At 48.4% G+C, this 18,590-nt stretch carries 15 protein-coding genes and 2 riboswitches; of the genes, 1 reads left to right on the forward strand and 14 read right to left on the reverse strand.

Features of this window, described 5'->3' with window-relative positions:
* Positions 1-82 precede the first annotated feature (82 nt).
* The 6 genes from G3352_RS19770 to G3352_RS19795 form a co-directional block, all read right to left on the reverse strand.
* Positions 83-2,791, reverse strand: coding sequence for a PAS domain-containing hybrid sensor histidine kinase/response regulator (locus G3352_RS19770; RefSeq protein WP_163759057.1), 2,709 nt, complete (start codon positions 2,789-2,791; stop codon positions 83-85).
* A gap of 277 nt (positions 2,792-3,068) precedes the next feature.
* Positions 3,069-3,803: an ABC transporter permease gene (locus tag G3352_RS19775; protein WP_163759059.1), complete on the reverse strand. Its 735-nt coding sequence runs from the start codon at positions 3,801-3,803 to the stop codon at positions 3,069-3,071.
* A 1-nt stretch (position 3,804) separates the two neighbouring features.
* Positions 3,805-4,521, reverse strand: a complete 717-nt coding sequence (locus G3352_RS19780; RefSeq protein ID WP_163759061.1) for an ABC transporter permease — start codon at positions 4,519-4,521, stop codon at positions 3,805-3,807.
* Positions 4,518-5,432: an ATP-binding cassette domain-containing protein gene (locus G3352_RS19785; RefSeq protein ID WP_163759063.1), complete on the reverse strand. Its 915-nt coding sequence runs from the start codon at positions 5,430-5,432 to the stop codon at positions 4,518-4,520. Before G3352_RS19785 ends, G3352_RS19780 begins: the two co-directional genes overlap by 4 nt.
* 83 nt (positions 5,433-5,515) lie before the next feature.
* Positions 5,516-6,961: a HAMP domain-containing sensor histidine kinase gene (locus tag G3352_RS19790; protein WP_240343150.1), complete on the reverse strand. Its 1,446-nt coding sequence runs from the start codon at positions 6,959-6,961 to the stop codon at positions 5,516-5,518.
* 95 nt (positions 6,962-7,056) lie between these two features.
* A complete protein-coding gene (locus G3352_RS19795; RefSeq protein WP_163759065.1) occupies positions 7,057-7,740 on the reverse strand; it encodes a response regulator transcription factor in 684 nt (227 codons plus the stop codon).
* A gap of 217 nt (positions 7,741-7,957) precedes the next feature.
* Here G3352_RS19795 and G3352_RS19800 point away from each other — a divergent pair, with 217 nt between their 5' ends.
* A complete protein-coding gene (locus tag G3352_RS19800) occupies positions 7,958-9,712 on the forward strand; it encodes an alpha-glycosidase (protein ID WP_163759066.1) in 1,755 nt (584 codons plus the stop codon).
* 149 nt (positions 9,713-9,861) lie between these two features.
* Here the strand turns inward: G3352_RS19800 and G3352_RS19805 are convergent, their stop codons facing one another.
* The 8 genes from G3352_RS19805 to pstA all read right to left on the reverse strand — a co-directional run bounded on the left by G3352_RS19805 (position 9,862) and on the right by pstA (position 18,590).
* The gene (locus G3352_RS19805) at positions 9,862-10,374 is read right to left on the reverse strand and encodes a PadR family transcriptional regulator (protein ID WP_163759068.1); all 513 of its coding nucleotides are present in this window, start codon (positions 10,372-10,374) and stop codon (positions 9,862-9,864) included.
* A 118-nt stretch (positions 10,375-10,492) separates the two neighbouring features.
* Entirely contained in the window at positions 10,493-11,710 is a 1,218-nt protein-coding gene (locus tag G3352_RS19810; protein ID WP_163759071.1) for a YhgE/Pip domain-containing protein, read from the reverse strand.
* A 250-nt stretch (positions 11,711-11,960) separates the two neighbouring features.
* Positions 11,961-12,905, reverse strand: coding sequence for an L-serine ammonia-lyase, iron-sulfur-dependent, subunit alpha (gene sdaAA, locus G3352_RS19815; protein ID WP_163759073.1), 945 nt, complete (start codon positions 12,903-12,905; stop codon positions 11,961-11,963).
* Positions 12,895-13,584, reverse strand: coding sequence for an L-serine ammonia-lyase, iron-sulfur-dependent subunit beta (sdaAB, locus tag G3352_RS19820; RefSeq protein ID WP_163759074.1), 690 nt, complete (start codon positions 13,582-13,584; stop codon positions 12,895-12,897). The genes sdaAA and sdaAB overlap by 11 nt, the downstream gene beginning before the upstream one ends.
* A gap of 111 nt (positions 13,585-13,695) precedes the next feature.
* Positions 13,696-13,837: riboswitch (glycine riboswitch) on the reverse strand.
* 4 nt (positions 13,838-13,841) lie between these two features.
* Positions 13,842-13,965: riboswitch (glycine riboswitch) on the reverse strand.
* 337 nt (positions 13,966-14,302) lie between these two features.
* Positions 14,303-15,580: an MFS transporter gene (locus tag G3352_RS19825; protein WP_163759076.1), complete on the reverse strand. Its 1,278-nt coding sequence runs from the start codon at positions 15,578-15,580 to the stop codon at positions 14,303-14,305.
* Positions 15,581-15,609: 29 nt separating this feature from the next.
* Positions 15,610-16,707: a phosphotransferase enzyme family protein gene (locus tag G3352_RS19830; RefSeq protein ID WP_163759078.1), complete on the reverse strand. Its 1,098-nt coding sequence runs from the start codon at positions 16,705-16,707 to the stop codon at positions 15,610-15,612.
* Positions 16,708-16,934: 227 nt separating this feature from the next.
* Entirely contained in the window at positions 16,935-17,690 is a 756-nt protein-coding gene (gene pstB / locus G3352_RS19835) for a phosphate ABC transporter ATP-binding protein PstB (protein WP_163759080.1), read from the reverse strand.
* A 12-nt stretch (positions 17,691-17,702) separates the two neighbouring features.
* Complete coding sequence (gene pstA, locus G3352_RS19840; RefSeq protein WP_063566305.1) at positions 17,703-18,590, reverse strand: phosphate ABC transporter permease PstA; 888 nt, start codon at positions 18,588-18,590, stop codon at positions 17,703-17,705.

Raw genomic sequence — 18,590 nt, forward strand, 5'->3', positions numbered from 1 at the left:
ACAAAAACGCCAATAACCTCCTGATTCAGAAGTGTCATTGGCGTTTTTGTGTTTGTTTTATCCACCTTGGGAGTACGGGTTTTCAGCTTGGTGCAAGCTGCGGTTCATCTGCTGGACCCCATTGCTGCAATACCCGCTTTAATTCACTTAACATGATTGGTTTGCTGATGAAGTCACGCATCCCAATTTCCAAACAAGCTTCCTTGTCTTCACGTTTGGCATTTCCGGTTACCGCTATAATAGCTGGAATACGCTCCTGCGGAATTAATCGGTGTACAAGGTCTGTCGCTTTGAGCCCATCCATAACAGGCATCTGAAGATCCATCAGGACAATATCATAGGCATTTTGCGAAATGGCTTCAATCGCTTCAACGCCATTGGTACATACATCTGCTTGGTAACCAAGCTTCTCCAGATACTCTGTCAAAATCTTTCGGTTTACCGGGTGGTCCTCGGCAACGAGAATACGCATCGCCACCTTGTCCCCCTGGCGTGTTCGATCATGGCTGAATTGACGTGCAGATTGCTCTGCAGTCGCATCCACACTTGTGGCAGGCACAGCGAAGCGGAAGGTTGATCCTTTTCCATCTTCACTCTCCACACTGATACTGCCACCCATAATCTCCACCAGCCGCTTCGAGATGACCAATCCAAGACCTGTCCCGCCATATTTGCGGTTAATGACAGGATGCAGTTGAGAGAACGACTGGAACAACTGATCCAGCTTATCTTCTGGAATACCAATCCCCGTATCCTTCACAGCAAAGTCCAGCACACTCGTTTCCGGTCTGCTGCCGCGAATGATATCCACAGTGACATCAATGCTCCCCTGATCTGTAAACTTCAAGGCATTACTCACCAGATTGACGAGAATTTGCCGAATACGCATCGCATCGCCCACCATAAACTCAGGAATGTCGGGATTGAGACGATATCGGATCTTCAACTGCTTCTCTTCCGCTTTAGACGAGAAAAGTTCTGCAACCTGTTCCAACATGATGCGCAGCGAGAACGGTTCGTAGGCCAAAGCCATTTTCCCGGACTCCAATTTACTGAAATCAAGGATATCATTCAGGATATTCAAGAGTGCATCGCCGCTCTCACGGATGATCTCGGCGTACTCTCGCTGTTCCTCTGATAAATCCGTTCCAATGAGCAATTCAGTCATGCCTACGATTCCATTCATTGGTGTGCGAATTTCATGACTGACCATGGACAGGAATTCTGACTTAGCCTGTGCCGCAAGTTCAGCGGTTTCCTTGGCTCGCACAATTTCGCGATCACCAGTCACATCATTGAATACGATAACGGCGCCACGAATCTGACCTTCATCGATAATGGGTGTAACCTGATATTCCACCAGAAAGCTCGTTCCGTCTTTGCGCCAGAACACATCCTCCTTCACTGTACGGCGCTGCCCATCCATCACCGTCATATGAATAGGACATTCGATTTTTGGAAAATAGCTGCCGTCTGCACGTGAATGATGAATGATAGGATGCGAGCTTTTGCCGACAAACTCTTCCGCTTCGTAGCCGAACATGGAAGCAGCAGCCGGATTCATAAACCTGGTGATGCCATCTGCGTCCAGTCCATAGATGCCCTCTGTAACCGAGTTAAGAATCAGGGCATGCTGTTTGCTAAGCTCCTGGATCTGCTCAGTATAATCCTTACGCTCCGTAATATCAGACAGGATCCCATACACACCCACGAGTTCCTGATCCACAATGATGGGAACATTAATGATAGATACATCTACCTTCCGGCCACTGGAATTCACGATCCGCGTTTCATAATGTTGGGGTTTCCCCTGCTTCACCAGTTCGAAATATGCTTGCCCGCCGTGCACTTCACATTTATCCAAATGCGAAAGAAAGGACTGCCCGATCAATTTGCTTCGAGGTACATCCAGCATTTTGACCAGATTGCGGTTCACTGCCGTATATTTGCCTTCGAGATTCAGCGAGTATACCGCTGCCGGATTATGTTCAAACAGAGATTTGTACCGTTGACGACTCTCTCTAAGACGTCTCTCTGCATTTTTATGCTGGGTAATATCCCGGCTGACGCTGACAATCTGAGTATTCTTGCCCTCTTCTCCGGCCACCGGCTTCGCCAGCGTTTCCATCCAGATGTAGTGCCCCTTCTTATGAAGCACCCGCATCTTGCAGCCATTCCCACTCGACGACATCTCCAGTAGTTCAGGGTAATCCCCAGGATAACAGTAATCCTTCAGTAACTTCCCTGTCACCTCTTCCGGACGATATCCCAGCAACGAATAGACGGAAGGGGAAACGTACAGCAGCTTGCCGTCCATCGAACTCGTTGTAATTAGATCCTGGGCATGGTCAGCCAACATCTGATATTTCTCCTGCGTTTCATGCAATTTACGTTCCACTTCTACGATCTCGGTTACATCCCTAGCAATACCGTATATCCCCACAATCTCTTCTTTTTCCGTTATGGGGACATAGGTAATCTCGGCCTGCTTCAGAGAACCGTCTCTATGATAAAACGTGATCGAATTACTGACTGAATGTCCAGCCAGCACCTCACGAATGTATTCTTTACGCGACTCCTCACTCTCGGGAGGGCAAATCCTATCTCGATTCAAGTTACGGAGTTCTTCAAATGTATACCCTGAAATCCTCTCAATCGAGGGATTGGCATCAATATAATTTCCATGGATGTCCATCACATATATGGCATCTGGGTGATTAAAAAACAATGATTGGTAAGAACTTCCCTCAGAAATAATGCGCTTCAGGGTTTCCGTTTTATTAATATCCAAGGCTTACCCCTCTTTTCTCAGCCTATATCTTCATCTAACAACCAAAAAATATAATTTCCGGCGAAATGGGCCTACCCTCGAATAACCATGTAAGCCTTCCTAGAAACAGCTTTTTTTATTTTACCAGATTCCAGTTCGAATTTGCTTACAATCTCTTCACCAAAACCATATATAAACGACAAAAAAAATCCCCTTTAAGCGACATAGACCATCAATAACTGAGGTCTATGTTTGCTCAAAAGGAATTCATTATACAATTAATTGTAATATTTTGTAATTAAATTTCTTTTTTTCTAAAATAAAAAATTCCAATTAAAATGAAGAGAATTGCACTCCCCCCGACCACTGCCAGCATGGTCCCAAGTGGAACATTGTACGCTCCGAATCCCCCACCTTCAAACGGTGTCATTAGAATCATCGGTTGCGCCCAAGGGTAATACGGGCCAAATGTAGCCGAGTTCACGATCAGAATGTTCGGTACGGTCAATGCAAAATTCAATGCCAGCGGTGCGGCAAAGCTGCTCCATACCAAGGAAACGAACATTTGGAGAGCAGCGAGCGGCACACAAGCGAATAGTCCCAGCAGCAGCTTACCTGTAAGGAATCCCCATGGGATGGGATCCGTTATGTCCTGGATCGTACCTGCCAGCAGGATGGATCCCAACAGCAGCAATTGTGTGCCTGCCAGAAGCAAAATCACGATGGTCAGTTTACCTGCATATACGCCCGTACGGGTAAGCGGAAGCACCAGCATTTTTTTCCAGCCTCCCCCCGCATGCTCGAAACGACAGACGAAAGAGGTAAATACGCCGGTCAGGATGGGCAGCAATAACAAACCGTGAAGAAAGACCATTGAACCCATAAGCACATTCCATTGACCTGATGGTGTGGATAGCAGCCCGATAAGCAGTGCGATCAATGGACTAAGCAGAATCAGAAGCCAGACAGGTGATTTGCCCATTTTGAGTCGCTCAGAGGATAGGATTCGAAAATAAGTAGTTGCAAAACTCATCTTAGGCCACATCCTTCCGGCTAAAGTGCACCATCCCCAGCAGCATGATCAAGAGACCCGAACCTACGCCCAAACCGACATACACGAATGGTGTTGGGCTGGCCCAAGCCATCTGCGCCCATGCAAGCGGAAAGTACGGTGAGATACTGAGTGCGAACATGCCCATTACTGCGAGGACAATGCCAAGCGTGACGGGAAGAGCCTGATTTTTGTTTACCATCGTAAGCCATAGCTCCAGCGATAACACCGGAAGTGCGCCAGCCAGCGGCAGTAAACCCAGTTTAATTGCATGTATCCAGGGAATCTCACCCGCGTTGAATCCAAGCACCAGTCCCAGACCAATAATTCCCGCTGTTAATACCAAACAGGAGATGATGAGCAGCATACAAGCGAGCAGGAACTTGGCCAGGAACACCGCAGGTCTTGTGATTGGCATCGCCAGCAATTGCTTCCAAGATCCCTGTTCATGTTCAACATTTGCGATCATCGAACTGAGAATCGTCGCCCCCAGCATCAAGGCAAGCGGTACAAAAACAACCACATTATCCAGCAAACTCTCCCACAGATGACCCCCATACTGTTCTTTCAGATAGTCCAAACGAAGCCCGAAATTCAAAGCTTGCATCGCCGTCAGTCCAATGGGGGCCAGAAAAACGAGGAACCAAATACCTTTGCCACGAATTTTGAGCCAGTCGGACGATAACGCACGGCCCGTCATATCGTTGCCCCCTCACCGATGACCCGCATGAACAAGTCTTCTAGGGATTGACGGTGCTCTTCGACACGATAGACCGCGTGATCCTGCTCAACCAATCGGCGAACCAGCAATGCAATCGCGCTATTATCCATATACGGGAACGTGAGCGCGGCTCCTTCACGTTGACCGAACTGTCCCTGCTCTCTTGCCAGCTTCATCGCCTCTTCCGGCTCGGAAACCGTCATTCGAATGGAACTGCCCGTCTGGCTATGCAGATTGGCAATCGTATCCTGAAGGACCATTTTCCCCTCACGGATAATGCCGACCCGGCTCGCCATCTGTTCCACTTCACTCAGCAAATGGCTGGACACTAGGACGGTAATGCCGTGTTCCAGGGGCATGCGTTTGATTAACTCCCGGATCTCCTGAATGCCCGCCGGATCAAGGCCGTTCGTCGGCTCGTCCAAAATCAGCAGCTCCGGCTGACCCAGCAGGGCACTTGCAATCCCCAGACGCTGTTTCATTCCAAGCGAGTAACCTTTTACGGAACGTTTGGCATCTCGGGTCAGATCCACGATGGAAAGCACTTCGGCAATCCTCGATTTGGGTACATCCAATATCCGGCGCAAGGTTTCCAGATTCTCCACCGCGTTCAGATGTCCATAGTATGACGGATATTCAACCAACGAACCTACACGTCGCAGAATGTCCATGCGATCCTTGCGGATATCCTTGTCGAATACACGGATGACACCTTTGGTTGGCTTGATTAAGCCAAGAAGCATACGAATGGTTGTTGTTTTACCAGCGCCGTTGGGACCAAGGAAGCCATAAATGTCTCCCTTTTTAATATGCAGATCAAGTTCACGGACCGCCGCACGGTCCCGGTATGTTTTCCATAAGTTAGCGGTTTGAATAATGTTATTAGTCACTGTTTAATCACCTCGGATATCATCGTAACCTTCCAAGGTTAAAGCTGAAGTCGGCTGAAGTTTAAGTTTAGTTTAAAAAAAGGTTAGGGCCTTGGCTTCCCAGCTCCCCCGCCGCTATAGAGGCTGACCCGCAATCCGTTCTCAGAGCTGTCTACCCTCTTCCGCAGCCCCATCTCACGAATCAGCAGATCCACGATGGATAACCCCAGACCAGTTCCCTTGGTATCCGAATCTTCCTGCAATCCTGGGCCCCTATCTTGAATAACAAGAGCCTTCTCCCCATGGATCTGTTCTGTCGATATGCCAATATATTTTCCACTCGCTGCATGACGGATGACATTCTGAAACAGGTTATCGAGAACACGACGTAACCCCTGCTCATCCACCTGCCAGATCAACGGTTCTTCTGGCAGATCGATATCAATCTCAAACTGCTCTTTCTCCCAAACGGGATACCAGGCAGCTGCCGTTTCTCTGACGATTCGCAGGACGTCCTTCTGTTCCAGCTTCAATGTATATTTTCCGCTGGTGAGCAGGTTGTACGACAACATGTTATCGATCAGTCCGCTCAAATCATCCATCTTGGCTTCCATACGACGCAATGAAGTATCCGCAGCTGTGCTTAGTGGTTCTTTGTGAAGGGAATGCATATGTCCACGAATAACAGTCAGCGGTGTACGCAGATCATGCGACAGTCCCGCGACAAGACGTTTGCGAAGCTGCTCTTCCTCCCGCTCCCGGTGACGACTATCTGTCAACTGATGCACCATTTCGTTAAACGATTCCTCCAGATGTCCAATCTCGTCCGATCTGCGAATCTCCACAGGAAGTGGAATGCCTTCCTTGCCAGGGGTGATCATCGCCGTCTGGAGACGGATGAGCCGCTTGCGAATTCGCGCAAAGAACAGGATCGACATGATAATAAATAAGAGGAAGATGATCATCATTAATCCACCCAAATACAAAAGTTCCATAGGCCAGTTGTTCTGCGGTTTTTGCAAAAGGTACCTTGGGACCTCAATCACCATAAAGCCTTGTCCCTTGTCTTCGCTATCTCCCCCTACAAAAGAAACCACCGTTAGCGGATCACGATAGGACGCTTCCTTCATAAATTCCATGGTAGTGTTTGAGTTCCATATCGCTGGAATCTGGGTCTCTGTTCTCTGATGATTCAACGTCCACTTCAATATTGTCATCCTTGTTCCATCCACGGTCGATTCCGATACAGCAACGCCCTCTCCAGCGAGAATAAATGCCGTTTTACCGTTTTGGTCCACACGGTACATCGAAGATTTGGGATATTTGCGGTGAAGCTGTGCCATACGTTGATTGATTTTTTCAGAGGTCGCCCCATCCAACTTCTCGGATTCCCGGGTCCACAGATTGCTAATTTTCGTGCTATCCCCATAAGGTGCCGTATTCTCTTTATTTGTATTGTTCACCACCACCACATAGATGATGGATGTAATGGGGAGAACGACCGGCACAAACAAAACCGCTGCCAAGATCAAGAGGATATACCGAGACATCAGGGTCCTTCCAAAACGCATTTTCCGTTTGCCCGGAAAGCTACGTTTCACTCCTCTACCCCTACTGGATGGATCGCGCATCGTCGCCTTTTTGCTCATGGCTTCTTCACACGATAGCCGACACCGCGAACGGTTTGAATGATGGTCGGGTTCGCCGGATCACGCTCCAGCTTCTCGCGCAGATGCCGAATATGTACCATTAATGTCTTGTCTCCGTCGAGGTAAGATTCGTTCCAAACAGCTTCGTAGATCTGTTCCTTGGTTCGAATCATGCCCATATGCCTGAGCAAGTAGGCGAAGATATGAAACTGTTTGCCTGATAAAATAATTTCTTCCCCCGTCTCCTCATTCACGATCCGGTGATCTTTCTCGTAGATGGACAAATGGTCCAGTTTTACAACGGTATCGGCCGAGATTGCAGTTCCTGCCTTTCGAAGCTGTACCTCAATCCGTGCGGCGAGTTCATCGGGATGGAATGGCTTGGTTACATAATCATCGGCAAAATCAAGCCCATGCAGCTTGTCGTCAATGGACGTTCTGGCTGAAAGCATGACAATGGGCACTTCAGGATGTTCCTTTTTGAGTCGTTGTCCTACCGTAAAACCATCCAGTCCCGGCAGCATGACATCCAGAATAACCAACGAGCAACCCCCTGCAGCTTCAGTAGCCCCCTCACCACTGCCGAGCCATACCAATTCATATCCACGCTCCTCCAAGTCGGCCCTGACCCATGTAGCAATTTCCGTATCGTCTTCAATGTATAACAGTTTCGTTTTCATGCGCACATTCGTTTCCTTTCTGCACCCTTTGGGTTAATTATATATTTGAAACATAATGAAGTATCTTGTTTATATAAAATGTACGAATGATGATCACACGACCATTGATGTCTTTTTATTTTAAATTATACCTTAATCATCCGCTTCGCATAATTCTGCATCGAATGCTGCGACTTGCTCACATACTACGTGTGTATACGACGGGAGGAAATTCAACATGCTGCTGGAAGCCATCTATCATCAACCGAAACGGAACTGGGCCTATGCCTACGATAAGGATACCATTCGTCTGCGTCTGCGTGCCAAAAAGAATGATCTCACCGAGGTACATGCCCTGACTGGGGACAAATACGCCTGGGATCGCACTAAAGAGCTGGTTCCTTTAACCAAATATACATCCGATTCCATGTTCGATTATTATGAGGGGCAAGTAAAACCTCCGTATCATCGACTGAAGTATTCCTTCCTGCTGAAAAGCGGCACAGAACAGATCTGGATGACCGAAACGGATTTCCAAACGCATGAACCCGACGATCCTGGTCACATGTTCCAGTTTCCGTATATCCACCCCGGAGCTGTATTTACACCGCCTGCATGGGTGAAGGATGCGATCTTCTATCAGATCTTCCCTGAACGATTCGCAAATGGCAACCCCGACCTTGATCCAGAACATGTGGAACCCTGGGGAGGTGAGCCGACCCCGTTTAACTTCTTCGGCGGTGATCTTCAGGGCGTTATCGACCATCTGGATTACCTTGAAGAGTTGGGCATTAACGCCATTTATTTCACTCCGATCTTCGAGGCAACAACCAATCACAAATACGATACCGAAGATTATCTGCGAGTAGATCGGCATTTTGGTGATGCAGATACAACCAAACGGCTTGTTGAACTGTGCCATGCACGTGGAATCCGGGTATTGCTCGATGCGGTGTTCAATCATTCCGGGAAGACATTCGCCCCATTTGTGGATGTGCAGAAGAACGGGGAGAAATCCAAATACAAGGACTGGTTCCATGTGCATGAATTCCCGCTGGATGTGAAGGATGGCATACCTACGTATGAAACCTTTGGATTTGAAGCTCACATGCCGAAGCTGAACACGGAAAACCCTGAGGTGAAGGCGTATTTGCTGGAGGTCGCCGAATACTGGATTAAGGAAGTCGGCACCGACGGCTGGCGGCTGGATGTCGCGGATGAAGTGGATGATGCGTTCTGGCGTGACTTCCGCCGTGTGGTCAAAGCTGCGAATCCGGATGCCTATATCTTGGGTGAGGTATGGAATGAGTCCTCCTCCTGGCTGCAAGGCGACCAGTTCGATGCCTCGATGAACTATCCATTTACGGAAGCTGTGAATCGTTTTTTTGTAAAAGATGTCATGCACGCTGACCAATTCGCCAACTCCATCGGTCGACAGCTATCCCGCTATCCGCTGCAAGCCAGCGAAGTAGCGTTTAATCTGCTGGATAGCCACGATACACCACGGCTGCTCACCTTATGTGAGGGCGACCAGCGGAAAATGAAACTGGCCGCGCTGTTCCAATTCACTTATATGGGTACTCCGTGCATTTATTACGGAGACGAGATTGGGCTGGACGGGGATCATGATCCCGGTTGTCGGAAATGTATGGAGTGGGACGAGACGAAGCAGGACCGCGAGCTGTTCTCCTTTTATCAAAAGCTAATCGCACTTCGCCATGCCCATCCTGCCCTGCGTGCAGAAGGCAGCATTCGATTCCTGCAGGCCCGTGAAGGCGGAAGCCAGCTTGTGATGGAACGACAGGATGAGGAGGAGCGTATTCTGGTCCTCTTTAATCGTTCGGAAGAAACAGCTATCGTCGAACTGGAGGCGGGTGCCGGGGAGTGGACGGAGTTATTTGGTGAGAAGTATCGTACAGCCAAGGAAGAGGGAACCCTCGCCGTTGAGCTGCCCGCATACGGATATGTTGTACTAAGTACAGATATCGCGTAGCTTTTTAAAATTTTTGTGTCTTTACAATTCCAACGCATTGAACGCAACGCACAAAAAGCGCTCACAGATCTGTTATTGATCTGTAGAGCGATTTTTCTGCGTTATTGATGGATCGTCAATTGATTTAGGGATATGGATACTATTAAAAGCTACTGTGACGCGGCCAGCTGTTCCTTGAGCAATCGGATAGTAGCCTCATATTGCACAAGTCCCACTTGCATACATAAACGCTGTGCAGGTGAGATCTGTTCGCCGAATTGCTTCATCTGGCGTTGCAGCTCGGCATACAGCAATTCTTTACGATTCAGCTCCGACCGGACCCACCCTGCGACAGTATCTTCATCCGCCAGCTCTCCGAAATACAGACGCATCAGAAAATCAGAACGGAACACCTCTGCTTCCAGGGGGCTCATCAAATAGGTATTGAACTCCGCAGACCCTTCCGGGGTTAAGGTATACACATTTTTGTCAGGTTTCCCTTCTTGTCTAACGGATTCTTTGGTCAATAACCCTGACTTTTCCATCTTGGCAAGTGTAGGATAAATGGTGCCAAAGCTGGCATCGAAGAAAAATGAAAAATATTGTTCAAAGTACTGCTTGATCTCATATCCGGAACATGGCTGATTGTGCAGTATTCCGAGGATGACATGCTGCGTGTTCATCGGTGTACCGCTCCTTTCCAATTGCTCTTAACGTATCACATCCTCCCTTATACGTTCAACATCATCAGACGTTCACGGATTGGCTTATCCGGCAAAAGGGGGCTTATCGTTATCCATGTTATCCACGATCAGGCGAAGGCAGGTTTCCAGTCAGAGCGACAGGTGTCGCAGCAGACTTGGACTCCAAAGGTATGCCGGATTGTGCAGGACCTGAGCGTTTGATCCACGTGCACACCGCACCCAGAAACAACGTCGCCGCTCCAATCACCACCAGAAGCAGAACATCATGACTAATCCCATCTCCGCCAAGCACCAGATTCATCATGCCCTCCACCGCGTAGGTTGCCGGCAGATAATGACCGATCTGTTGATAGAAGTCAGGCATGACATCGCGCGGAATGGTTGCGCCTGATGACAACATCAGCAGAGGCAACAAGGCACTGTTTAACCATGCTCCAGCATTTCCAAGCAGCAGCAAGCTCAATTGCGCCACGAATAGAAAAGATAAAGTAATCAACAACTGAAATAGCCATAACATCCACCATCCATCTGCTGATGATACACCCATAACATGCATCATCCCTGCTCCAACGAGCGATACGATAAATGCAGCACCAACATTGATGATATTGCGCGCCCAAAAGCGTTCCCATTTTCCTGCCCTGCTACTGAGTTCACCAGAAACCTTTTGCAGATTCATGCCAAGCAGCATTGCACCTGTAAACGTAGCCGTCACAATCAACATCGGTACCATGGAAAAAGCAAAATTGTTAACTGGATTCAGCCGTTCCACTTCTGCCTCCACCCGGGAAGATAACCCCACTGCCATCGTATTCGCCTGATCGGCAGCCATACCTGATTGATTCAGCACTCCCCGAATGCTATTTTGCTGTACTTCACGGTTCAACGTCGCTGTGACTTGGGCGGATACGGTCTGCATCACACTTTTTACGGTAGCCACGTTGGATTCATTCATCACATACTTCACCGCTACTGGACCCGACAAGTCTCCCGCCTGCTGCATGAAACCAGATGGAATCACGATAATCATGTATACATCCCGGTCCGTCAACATTTGTCTGGCTTCTTCCATAGTTGCCGAAGGCTTGATTGCGAAATGAAGCCCCTCTGCAAGTGACTTCGCCACAGGCTCCGCCCCAGCCCCATCTTCATTTACGATGGTCACTGCAAGCTGATTCATCCGTGCATTGACCTGATCATACCCACTAAGCCAAATGGTATTAAAAAAAACCTGGAACAGTACGGCTGTAATTAACCCGACCACTGTAGCTCCATTTTTCAAAAACAGAAGACTCGTTTGAAAAACACTTTTCATGTTATCCATCTCCTTAAATTATATAACTTCTTCTCAGCTTTATATATCGCATTGATATATGACAACAAATAATATATCTAATCGATATATATTCGTCAATACCTATTTTTCTTGTGGGAACAGCAAAAAAGCCGATACGCTTCTTCACTAGGAAGAATTCGTATCGGCTTTTCGTATCATGATGGGAGCACATCACCTTTTTTTATATTAAAAGGCACACCAAGTTAAAATTGATTTCAGGCCAAAGGCGTTATGCCTTGGCTTCTGGTTCATTTTCAGCAGGAGACTCAGCTTCAACCTCAGGCTCAGCACGCTTCGCCTTTGGTTTAGCAAGCTTCTCCATCATTTTCCGTCCTGTCGGTGTTTGGGCAAGCCCACCTTGGGCCGTTTCACGGTGCCTGCTCGGCATCGCACTCCCCACTTCCAGCATGACATCAATGACTTCGTCAGAAGGGATAGCACTTCGTACGCCGGCCAGCGCCATGTCGGCCGCAGCCAAAGCAGTTACGGCACCCAGTCCATTACGCACGATGCAAGGGATTTCCACGAGGCCTGCTACGGGATCGCAGATGAGTCCTAGTGTATTTTTTAACGCGAGGCCAACCGCATGAACCACTTGCTCCGGCGTCCCTCCACGCAGCTCCACCATGGCTCCAGCGGCCATACCGATAGCAGAACCCACTTCAGCCTGACAACCACCCTCGGCACCCGAGATAAATGAGTTGTTGGCAATGACATAACCGATCGCTCCCGCACAGAACAGACCGTTCACCAGGTGCTCGTCACTCCAGCCAAAACGCTCTTGGGAGCTGATAAATACACCCGGAATGATGCCGCAGGAGCCGGCTGTCGGTGTCGCTACGATCCGGCCCATGGAGGCATTCACTTCCGATACACAAAGGGCATATGCCATGGCCAATGCAGAGGCATCTCCAGAACAAGTCTCGCCTTTACGAATGTACTCAGCCATTTTTTTGCCGTCTCCACCAGTCAAGCCGCTGCGTGATGTCGTATCTTCTGTCAGCCCTTTGTGTACAGCTTCCTTCATCACCTGATAGTAATCCGACATCTGCTGCACAACATCCGCTTCAGGAATATTCGTCTCCTGAACCTGCTCTTCGATCATCAGCTCGGCAATGGTCTTAGACTCTGCTGTACAGATAGTATTCAGTTCATGTAGATGTTTAAACCGCATCAGGCTCGACCCCTCTCTTCAAATCAATCACGCGAATGTCCAGCATATGATCCAGCGACCGCAGACGGTTCAACATCTCAGGATTCGGCGCACCATCCATCTCCATCGCTGTCAGTGCTTCACCATCCCGGGCTTTCCGATCCACTTGCATGTACCCGATGTTCACCCCGGACGAACTGATCGTGGAAGTTACGGAAGCGAGCACCCCTGCTTTGTCCGAATGTCGCAGTACAAGTGTGGGGAACTCTCCGCTGATCTGTACACGAAAATCATTCAATGCATGCACCGATACACTACCTCCGCCAATGGAAGCACCGATTAGTGTGCATTGACGGTCTCCATGCCAGAGTTCAATCTTGACCGTATTCGGATGAGGAGCAGGCAGGCCGCTTGTAAAAAACTCTACCTCCATACCCGCTTCCTCTGCATATTGTTCTGCATCCGGTATACGCGGATCATCAGTCACATAATCAAGCAGGCCACCGATCAACGCAAGATCCGTACCATGCCCCTGATACGTATCAGCAAACGAGCCATACAGAGTTAAACGGGCGCGTTCAGGCGTGCATCCCAGCCACTGACGGGCAATTCGCCCCAATCTTGCCGCTCCAGCCGTATGTGAACTTGATGGACCTGTCATGGACGGACCAATAATTGAAAAAACGTCTTTAAAACGCATCGCAAACCCTCCATTTATAATCGTCATTTTCATCCAGACGTACACCCATAATGTTCCTTTATTACTGAATGATGACATAAGAAAAGGACAGAAGAAGGCCCTAGGCCCTCTCTCTGTCCTCGATACCTGAGAGTTTCATGATAAGCAGCGCGGCGAATCGATGCATCCCTGTATTCACAGGTGATGTCACCCTGCACACCGTGCTGCTTGACCATATACCCCTTGGGTGGCGCAGTTCGCGCACTCTCCAGAGTTGCGTCCAACGATGGTACATTTACCTGAGAGATTAACTGCTGCGCCGGGTGCGCAGCAGCTTGCTCCTTCGGTGCCCGACAGCTGCCTTTGTACTCGACATGCCCAGGTCTCTCCCGCTCGCTATCATTCGCTGTATGGAACCATTCTGATCTTGTACCAGAACGATAATTGAAGTTTTTAATACTTTCTCATTAAGATTAATCGACCGGAAGATCAGTGTCAACAAACTTAACGATTTCTTTCTGAATAATTGTTTTTTTCCATTTTATACACAAGATAAACTGAACAACTGTAAACTTTCATCACATGAATGTGTTAATGCGTTTCATCTCGAAAGCGTATACATTTTTCATTTTCGATTAGCCAATATCTGTGTTTAATACTATTTATGTTATGTTCCGTTGAACTGTTCGGGTATTCAGGCAACCATTATTCTGTACTAGAATTGCCTTATTTCTGCCTGTTATCCCACCATCGCCTTGGACTTCGCCGGTTCATCGTAATACCTGCTTCGGGAAGGAAACATGCTCGTCACCCACAATCCCAACGCAGCTAACAGCATGACCCCAGATACAACTGTATATACCATACGAAGTGACAACTGCTCTGCCACTACCCCTGCAATCAAAATGGAAGCCACCTGCAGCAGACTTAACACAAGACCAAGTACACTACTCATTCTCCCCATCAGATCGACAGGGATATTATTTTGATAAAAGGTAATCAGGCCGGTATTCGCCAGTGCGGAGCACAGACCGAGCAGAATAAAGGCAACAGCCGCCAGTTCAAACGAGAATGAACGGGCGAACAGGAAATAACCAAGCGCAACCAGAAGTACACCGCCACCCATCATGTGACGGATCGGCAAATGTTTGGCGAACATCCAAACTAGCATGGAACCTGCCAAATAACCGATTCCGGTGACACTCATTAATGCTCCGTACTGCGATTCAGGCAGGTTCATTACCTGACGGATAAACACCACTTCCTGAGCATCCAGCGACATGCCGACGACCAGAATAATCTGGAACAGGGCATATATACTGACTACGTAGCCCGACTTCCGGCTGAAGCTCAGTACAGCTCTCCAATCCTGGGCAATCATTTGAGGCGTCAGTCTGCTTCCCGTCCCTATATTCTGTTCTCCAATGCCCAGTTTGGGAAGAAACATTAGAATCAACGCAGAAGCAGCAAAGGAAACCGCATTGGCATAAATGGCTGCCGCCGGAGATAGATAAATCAGCATCACTCCTGCAACTGCTGGGCCGGTAATAAATGCCCCTGAGCTGATCAGGGCTTGTAGGGAATTGAAGCGCTTGCGCCGTTCAGCAGGTACCAACCGGGTAATGTATACCTGAGAGGAAGGGACAAATATAGATGAAGACATGCTGATCAGAAACATCACTGCGTACATCATCCATAGGCTGGACATCAGTGGGAGCGCCGCCACCAACAATGCCCGTAGCATATCAGCACCAATCATCAGCTGTCGCTGATCATAACGATCAATCAGGCTGCCTGACCAAAACTTAGTGCACACCGAAGCAATCGGCGAGATAATCCACAACCCTGCGACTGCCGCTGGAGACTGTGTCATATTCAATACCATCAGGTTAATCGCCACAATATATATGAAATCACCCAGATTGGATATGCCCACTCCGCTAAGTAGCAATCCGGCATGCTTCCAGCCACCAGACTGCCCCTTCGATGCAACTCTCTTTGCACGAATGTTCTTCATAGCGCTACCCACCCACTAGAAATCACAAATTATAACTCATAGAAAATACTCTCGTTCTGTACATATGGTTTGCAAAATTTACTGCATATAAGAGGCATTCGCTCTTTCATCCATTCGTACCTGGACTCATTCTCCATCTGAAATGCAAAATAGCCGAACGTAAAAATCAGCATGAATCCTTCCATTAACCGAATATCACGCTTCGTCAGTGGTCCTGTCTGCTCCGTATATCCCGATAGGAAGACATCCCGTTCCTCCCGATTGAAAATCGTAGCCGCACCTCCGGCATCAAAGAGATAGTAGCCATACCCGTATAAACAAAAATCAATCATAGATATGCCCTGATCCGTCACTAGTAGATTGCCGCGGGTAATATCTCCGTGTATTACTCCCCATGTCTCGGCATTCTGCGGATACGTTTCGAGTTGCCCGTTAATGTTCTCAAACGTCTCACGAATCAGATCGAAATCTTCAGGAGTAAAGATGCCACGTCTAACGCCTTCCTCCAATTGCTCCAACATGACCAGATTCTCTTTGATCGAGCCGTAGGCTGGTCTTACTTCCGTTCGGTCCAAGGCAGGGCTATCGCTATCGGTATATACCTCTGAGATGATCGCCCTAACAACGTGCTGTTCACGGTCATTCGTCTGCTGTCCGCTTTCAGACACCTGTGAACCCACCTGTGGCTTAGGAGCTTCCTTTGGTTTTCGTCCATATTGGTGCAATATCTGCAACTGTACGCCTAAATCATGGATCTGCGCTGTTGTCAGACGTTCTCCCTGCTTGATATCCCTGCCCTCGATCCATTCCAGAACAGTACAACAGATCTCTTCTCCTGTTTCGTCCAAACAGACAGTGACCCACTCATCCAATGTATTGCGTACAGGTATCTGCACCCGCAATGGGCTGGTAGCTCGTAATTCATGAAGTAGATTCATCTCTGCTTCAAGTGCAGGTCGAGTATGCTGGATGCCCGTCATGCTTGCAAAAGCGGCTTTATGTATACGCAATAGGTATTTCTGTCCGGTTGATTCATCAACCACCTGATACGTTAGATTTTCATTATGTCGGATAAAGGAAATTGCAGGTTTTTCTATGGAATAATGCGAGATAATTTCATTTGCCATGGTGTCATGGGAAATCTTATGGGTAGTTATGATCTACATCTCCTTCTCTTATCAAATTAAAGGTAGCGTTTACAAATATCGTAGCATGATTGTTTTTACTTTGGCAAACTATTCCAAATACGTGCTTATGTAAAAAAGCATAACCCCCGAACTGCATCGCCCGGGTGTTATGCTTCCTTCTATCTCTATAAATCTATCTAGATCTCATACTCCATCCAATATAACAATTAACCGAAACGTCCCATAATATATTCTTGTGTCAGACGATTGTCCGGGTTGGTGAAAATATGTTCCGTATCTCCGTGTTCAATCATGCTTCCCAGATAAAAATAAGCTGTATAATCCGAGATGCGTGCCGCCTGCTGCATATTATGGGTAACAATTACGATCCGAAGATCCTTCTTGAGCTCCGAGATCAACTCCTCCACCTTACCCGTTGATACCGGGTCAAGCGCGGATGCCGGCTCATCGAGCAGCAAAATCTGCGGATCAACCGACAACGCGCGGGCGATACAGAGCCGCTGCTGTTGTCCACCCGAAAGGGCCAGGGCAGATTCATTCAGTCTGTCCTTCACTTCGTCCCAGAGCGCAGCGCGGCGCAGGCTTTTTTCCACAATTTCATCCAGTGCCTTCTTGCTCTTGATACCGCGGTAGCGGGGGCCAAACGCGATATTATTGTAAATGGACTTGTGAAAAGGATTCGGCTTCTGCCAAACCATGCCGATCTTCTGGCGAAGCTTGATTACATCTGTGCCCGGCTCATTCAGATCATTGCCATCCATCCAGATATGTCCCTCCGTGCGGGAACCGGCAATCTCGTCGTTCATTCGGTTGAGCGACCGCAGGAATGTGGATTTACCACAGCCGGATGGTCCAATGAGTGCCGTTACACTGGCTTCGGGAAAAGTCAGGCTGATCTGCTTAACTGCCTGAAAATGCCCATAATATATGCTTAACTGTTCCGTACCAAAAGGTATGGCCATATTGGTTCCTCCTTATTTCGAAGCTGTCATGCGGCGGTAAACCACCCGACCGATCCAGCGTGCACTCAGATTGAACGCCAGCACAAGAAGTACAAGCACGGCTGAAGCCCCAGCTGCTACTTCTTTGGAATCCGGGCCAATACCTTCACTGTTTACTTTCCAGATGTGCACGGCCAGTGTCTCTGCCGGACGCAATGGATTGATCGGCGACCTTGGACTCGTTGGATTCCAGTCCGTGAAGTCCAGCGGTGGACTACTCATACCCGCTGTAAACATCAGGGCTGCTGCTTCACCGAAGATCCGTCCCGATGCCAGGATCGTACCCGTGATTAAGCTTGGCAATGCCACAGGCAGCAGAATGGAGGTAATAATTTTCCATTTGGACAACCCGAGTGCAAGACCCGCTTCCTTCTGCTCTTTCGGAACGGCCCGGAACGCTTGCTCCGTTGTCCGCACCATAAGCGGAAGATTGAATATAGCCAAGGCCATGGCACCCGATAATAAGGAGAATCCAAGACCAAATGTATTAACAATTAACAAGAGTCCGAACAAACCAATAACGATAGATGGGAACGAGGATAACACTTCGACAACGAGTCGAATAAAACTTGTGATCCGGCCCGGCTTGGCGTACTCAGCCATATAAATACCGCCGCCCCATCCGAGCGGAATCGTAATAATCAAAGTCAGAACAAGCAGGAATATGGAGTTGAATAATTGCGGTCCAATCCCGCCTCCACCTTTGAGCAACTGTGGTGCACTGGTCAGGAAGTGCCAGTTAATCTGTCCGATCCCACGTACTAGAATGAAGCCAAGCAAACCGAGCAAGAGAACAACAATGAACAGCGCCAGAACAACGATAACGGATGTGGCAACTTTATCTACCGTTTTAGCCTTCAT

Source organism: Paenibacillus sp. ALJ109b, from assembly GCF_010747435.1.
In the GTDB taxonomy this organism is placed as follows: Bacteria; Bacillota; Bacilli; order Paenibacillales; family Paenibacillaceae; genus Paenibacillus; species Paenibacillus taichungensis.

Excerpts from the sequence above, each read along its gene's own strand:
- G3352_RS19775 (WP_163759059.1), bottom strand. The coding sequence starts at position 3,803 with ATGAGTTTTGCAACTACTTATTTTCGAATCCTATCCTCTGAGCGACTC.
- G3352_RS19800 (WP_163759066.1), top strand. The coding sequence starts at position 7,958 with ATGCTGCTGGAAGCCATCTATCATCAACCGAAACGGAACTGGGCCTAT.
- pstA (WP_063566305.1), bottom strand. The coding sequence starts at position 18,590 with ATGAAGGCTAAAACGGTAGATAAAGTTGCCACATCCGTTATCGTTGTT.
- G3352_RS19790 (WP_240343150.1), bottom strand. The coding sequence starts at position 6,961 with ATGTCTCGGTATATCCTCTTGATCTTGGCAGCGGTTTTGTTTGTGCCG.
- G3352_RS19795 (WP_163759065.1), bottom strand. The coding sequence starts at position 7,740 with ATGAAAACGAAACTGTTATACATTGAAGACGATACGGAAATTGCTACA.
- sdaAB (WP_163759074.1), bottom strand. The coding sequence starts at position 13,584 with ATGCGTTTTAAAGACGTTTTTTCAATTATTGGTCCGTCCATGACAGGT.
- pstB (WP_163759080.1), bottom strand. The coding sequence starts at position 17,690 with ATGGCCATACCTTTTGGTACGGAACAGTTAAGCATATATTATGGGCAT.
- G3352_RS19810 (WP_163759071.1), bottom strand. The coding sequence starts at position 11,710 with ATGAAAAGTGTTTTTCAAACGAGTCTTCTGTTTTTGAAAAATGGAGCT.
- G3352_RS19805 (WP_163759068.1), bottom strand. The coding sequence starts at position 10,374 with ATGAACACGCAGCATGTCATCCTCGGAATACTGCACAATCAGCCATGT.
- G3352_RS19830 (WP_163759078.1), bottom strand. The coding sequence starts at position 16,707 with ATGGCAAATGAAATTATCTCGCATTATTCCATAGAAAAACCTGCAATT.
- G3352_RS19825 (WP_163759076.1), bottom strand. The coding sequence starts at position 15,580 with ATGAAGAACATTCGTGCAAAGAGAGTTGCATCGAAGGGGCAGTCTGGT.
- sdaAA (WP_163759073.1), bottom strand. The coding sequence starts at position 12,905 with ATGCGGTTTAAACATCTACATGAACTGAATACTATCTGTACAGCAGAG.
- G3352_RS19780 (WP_163759061.1), bottom strand. The coding sequence starts at position 4,521 with ATGACGGGCCGTGCGTTATCGTCCGACTGGCTCAAAATTCGTGGCAAA.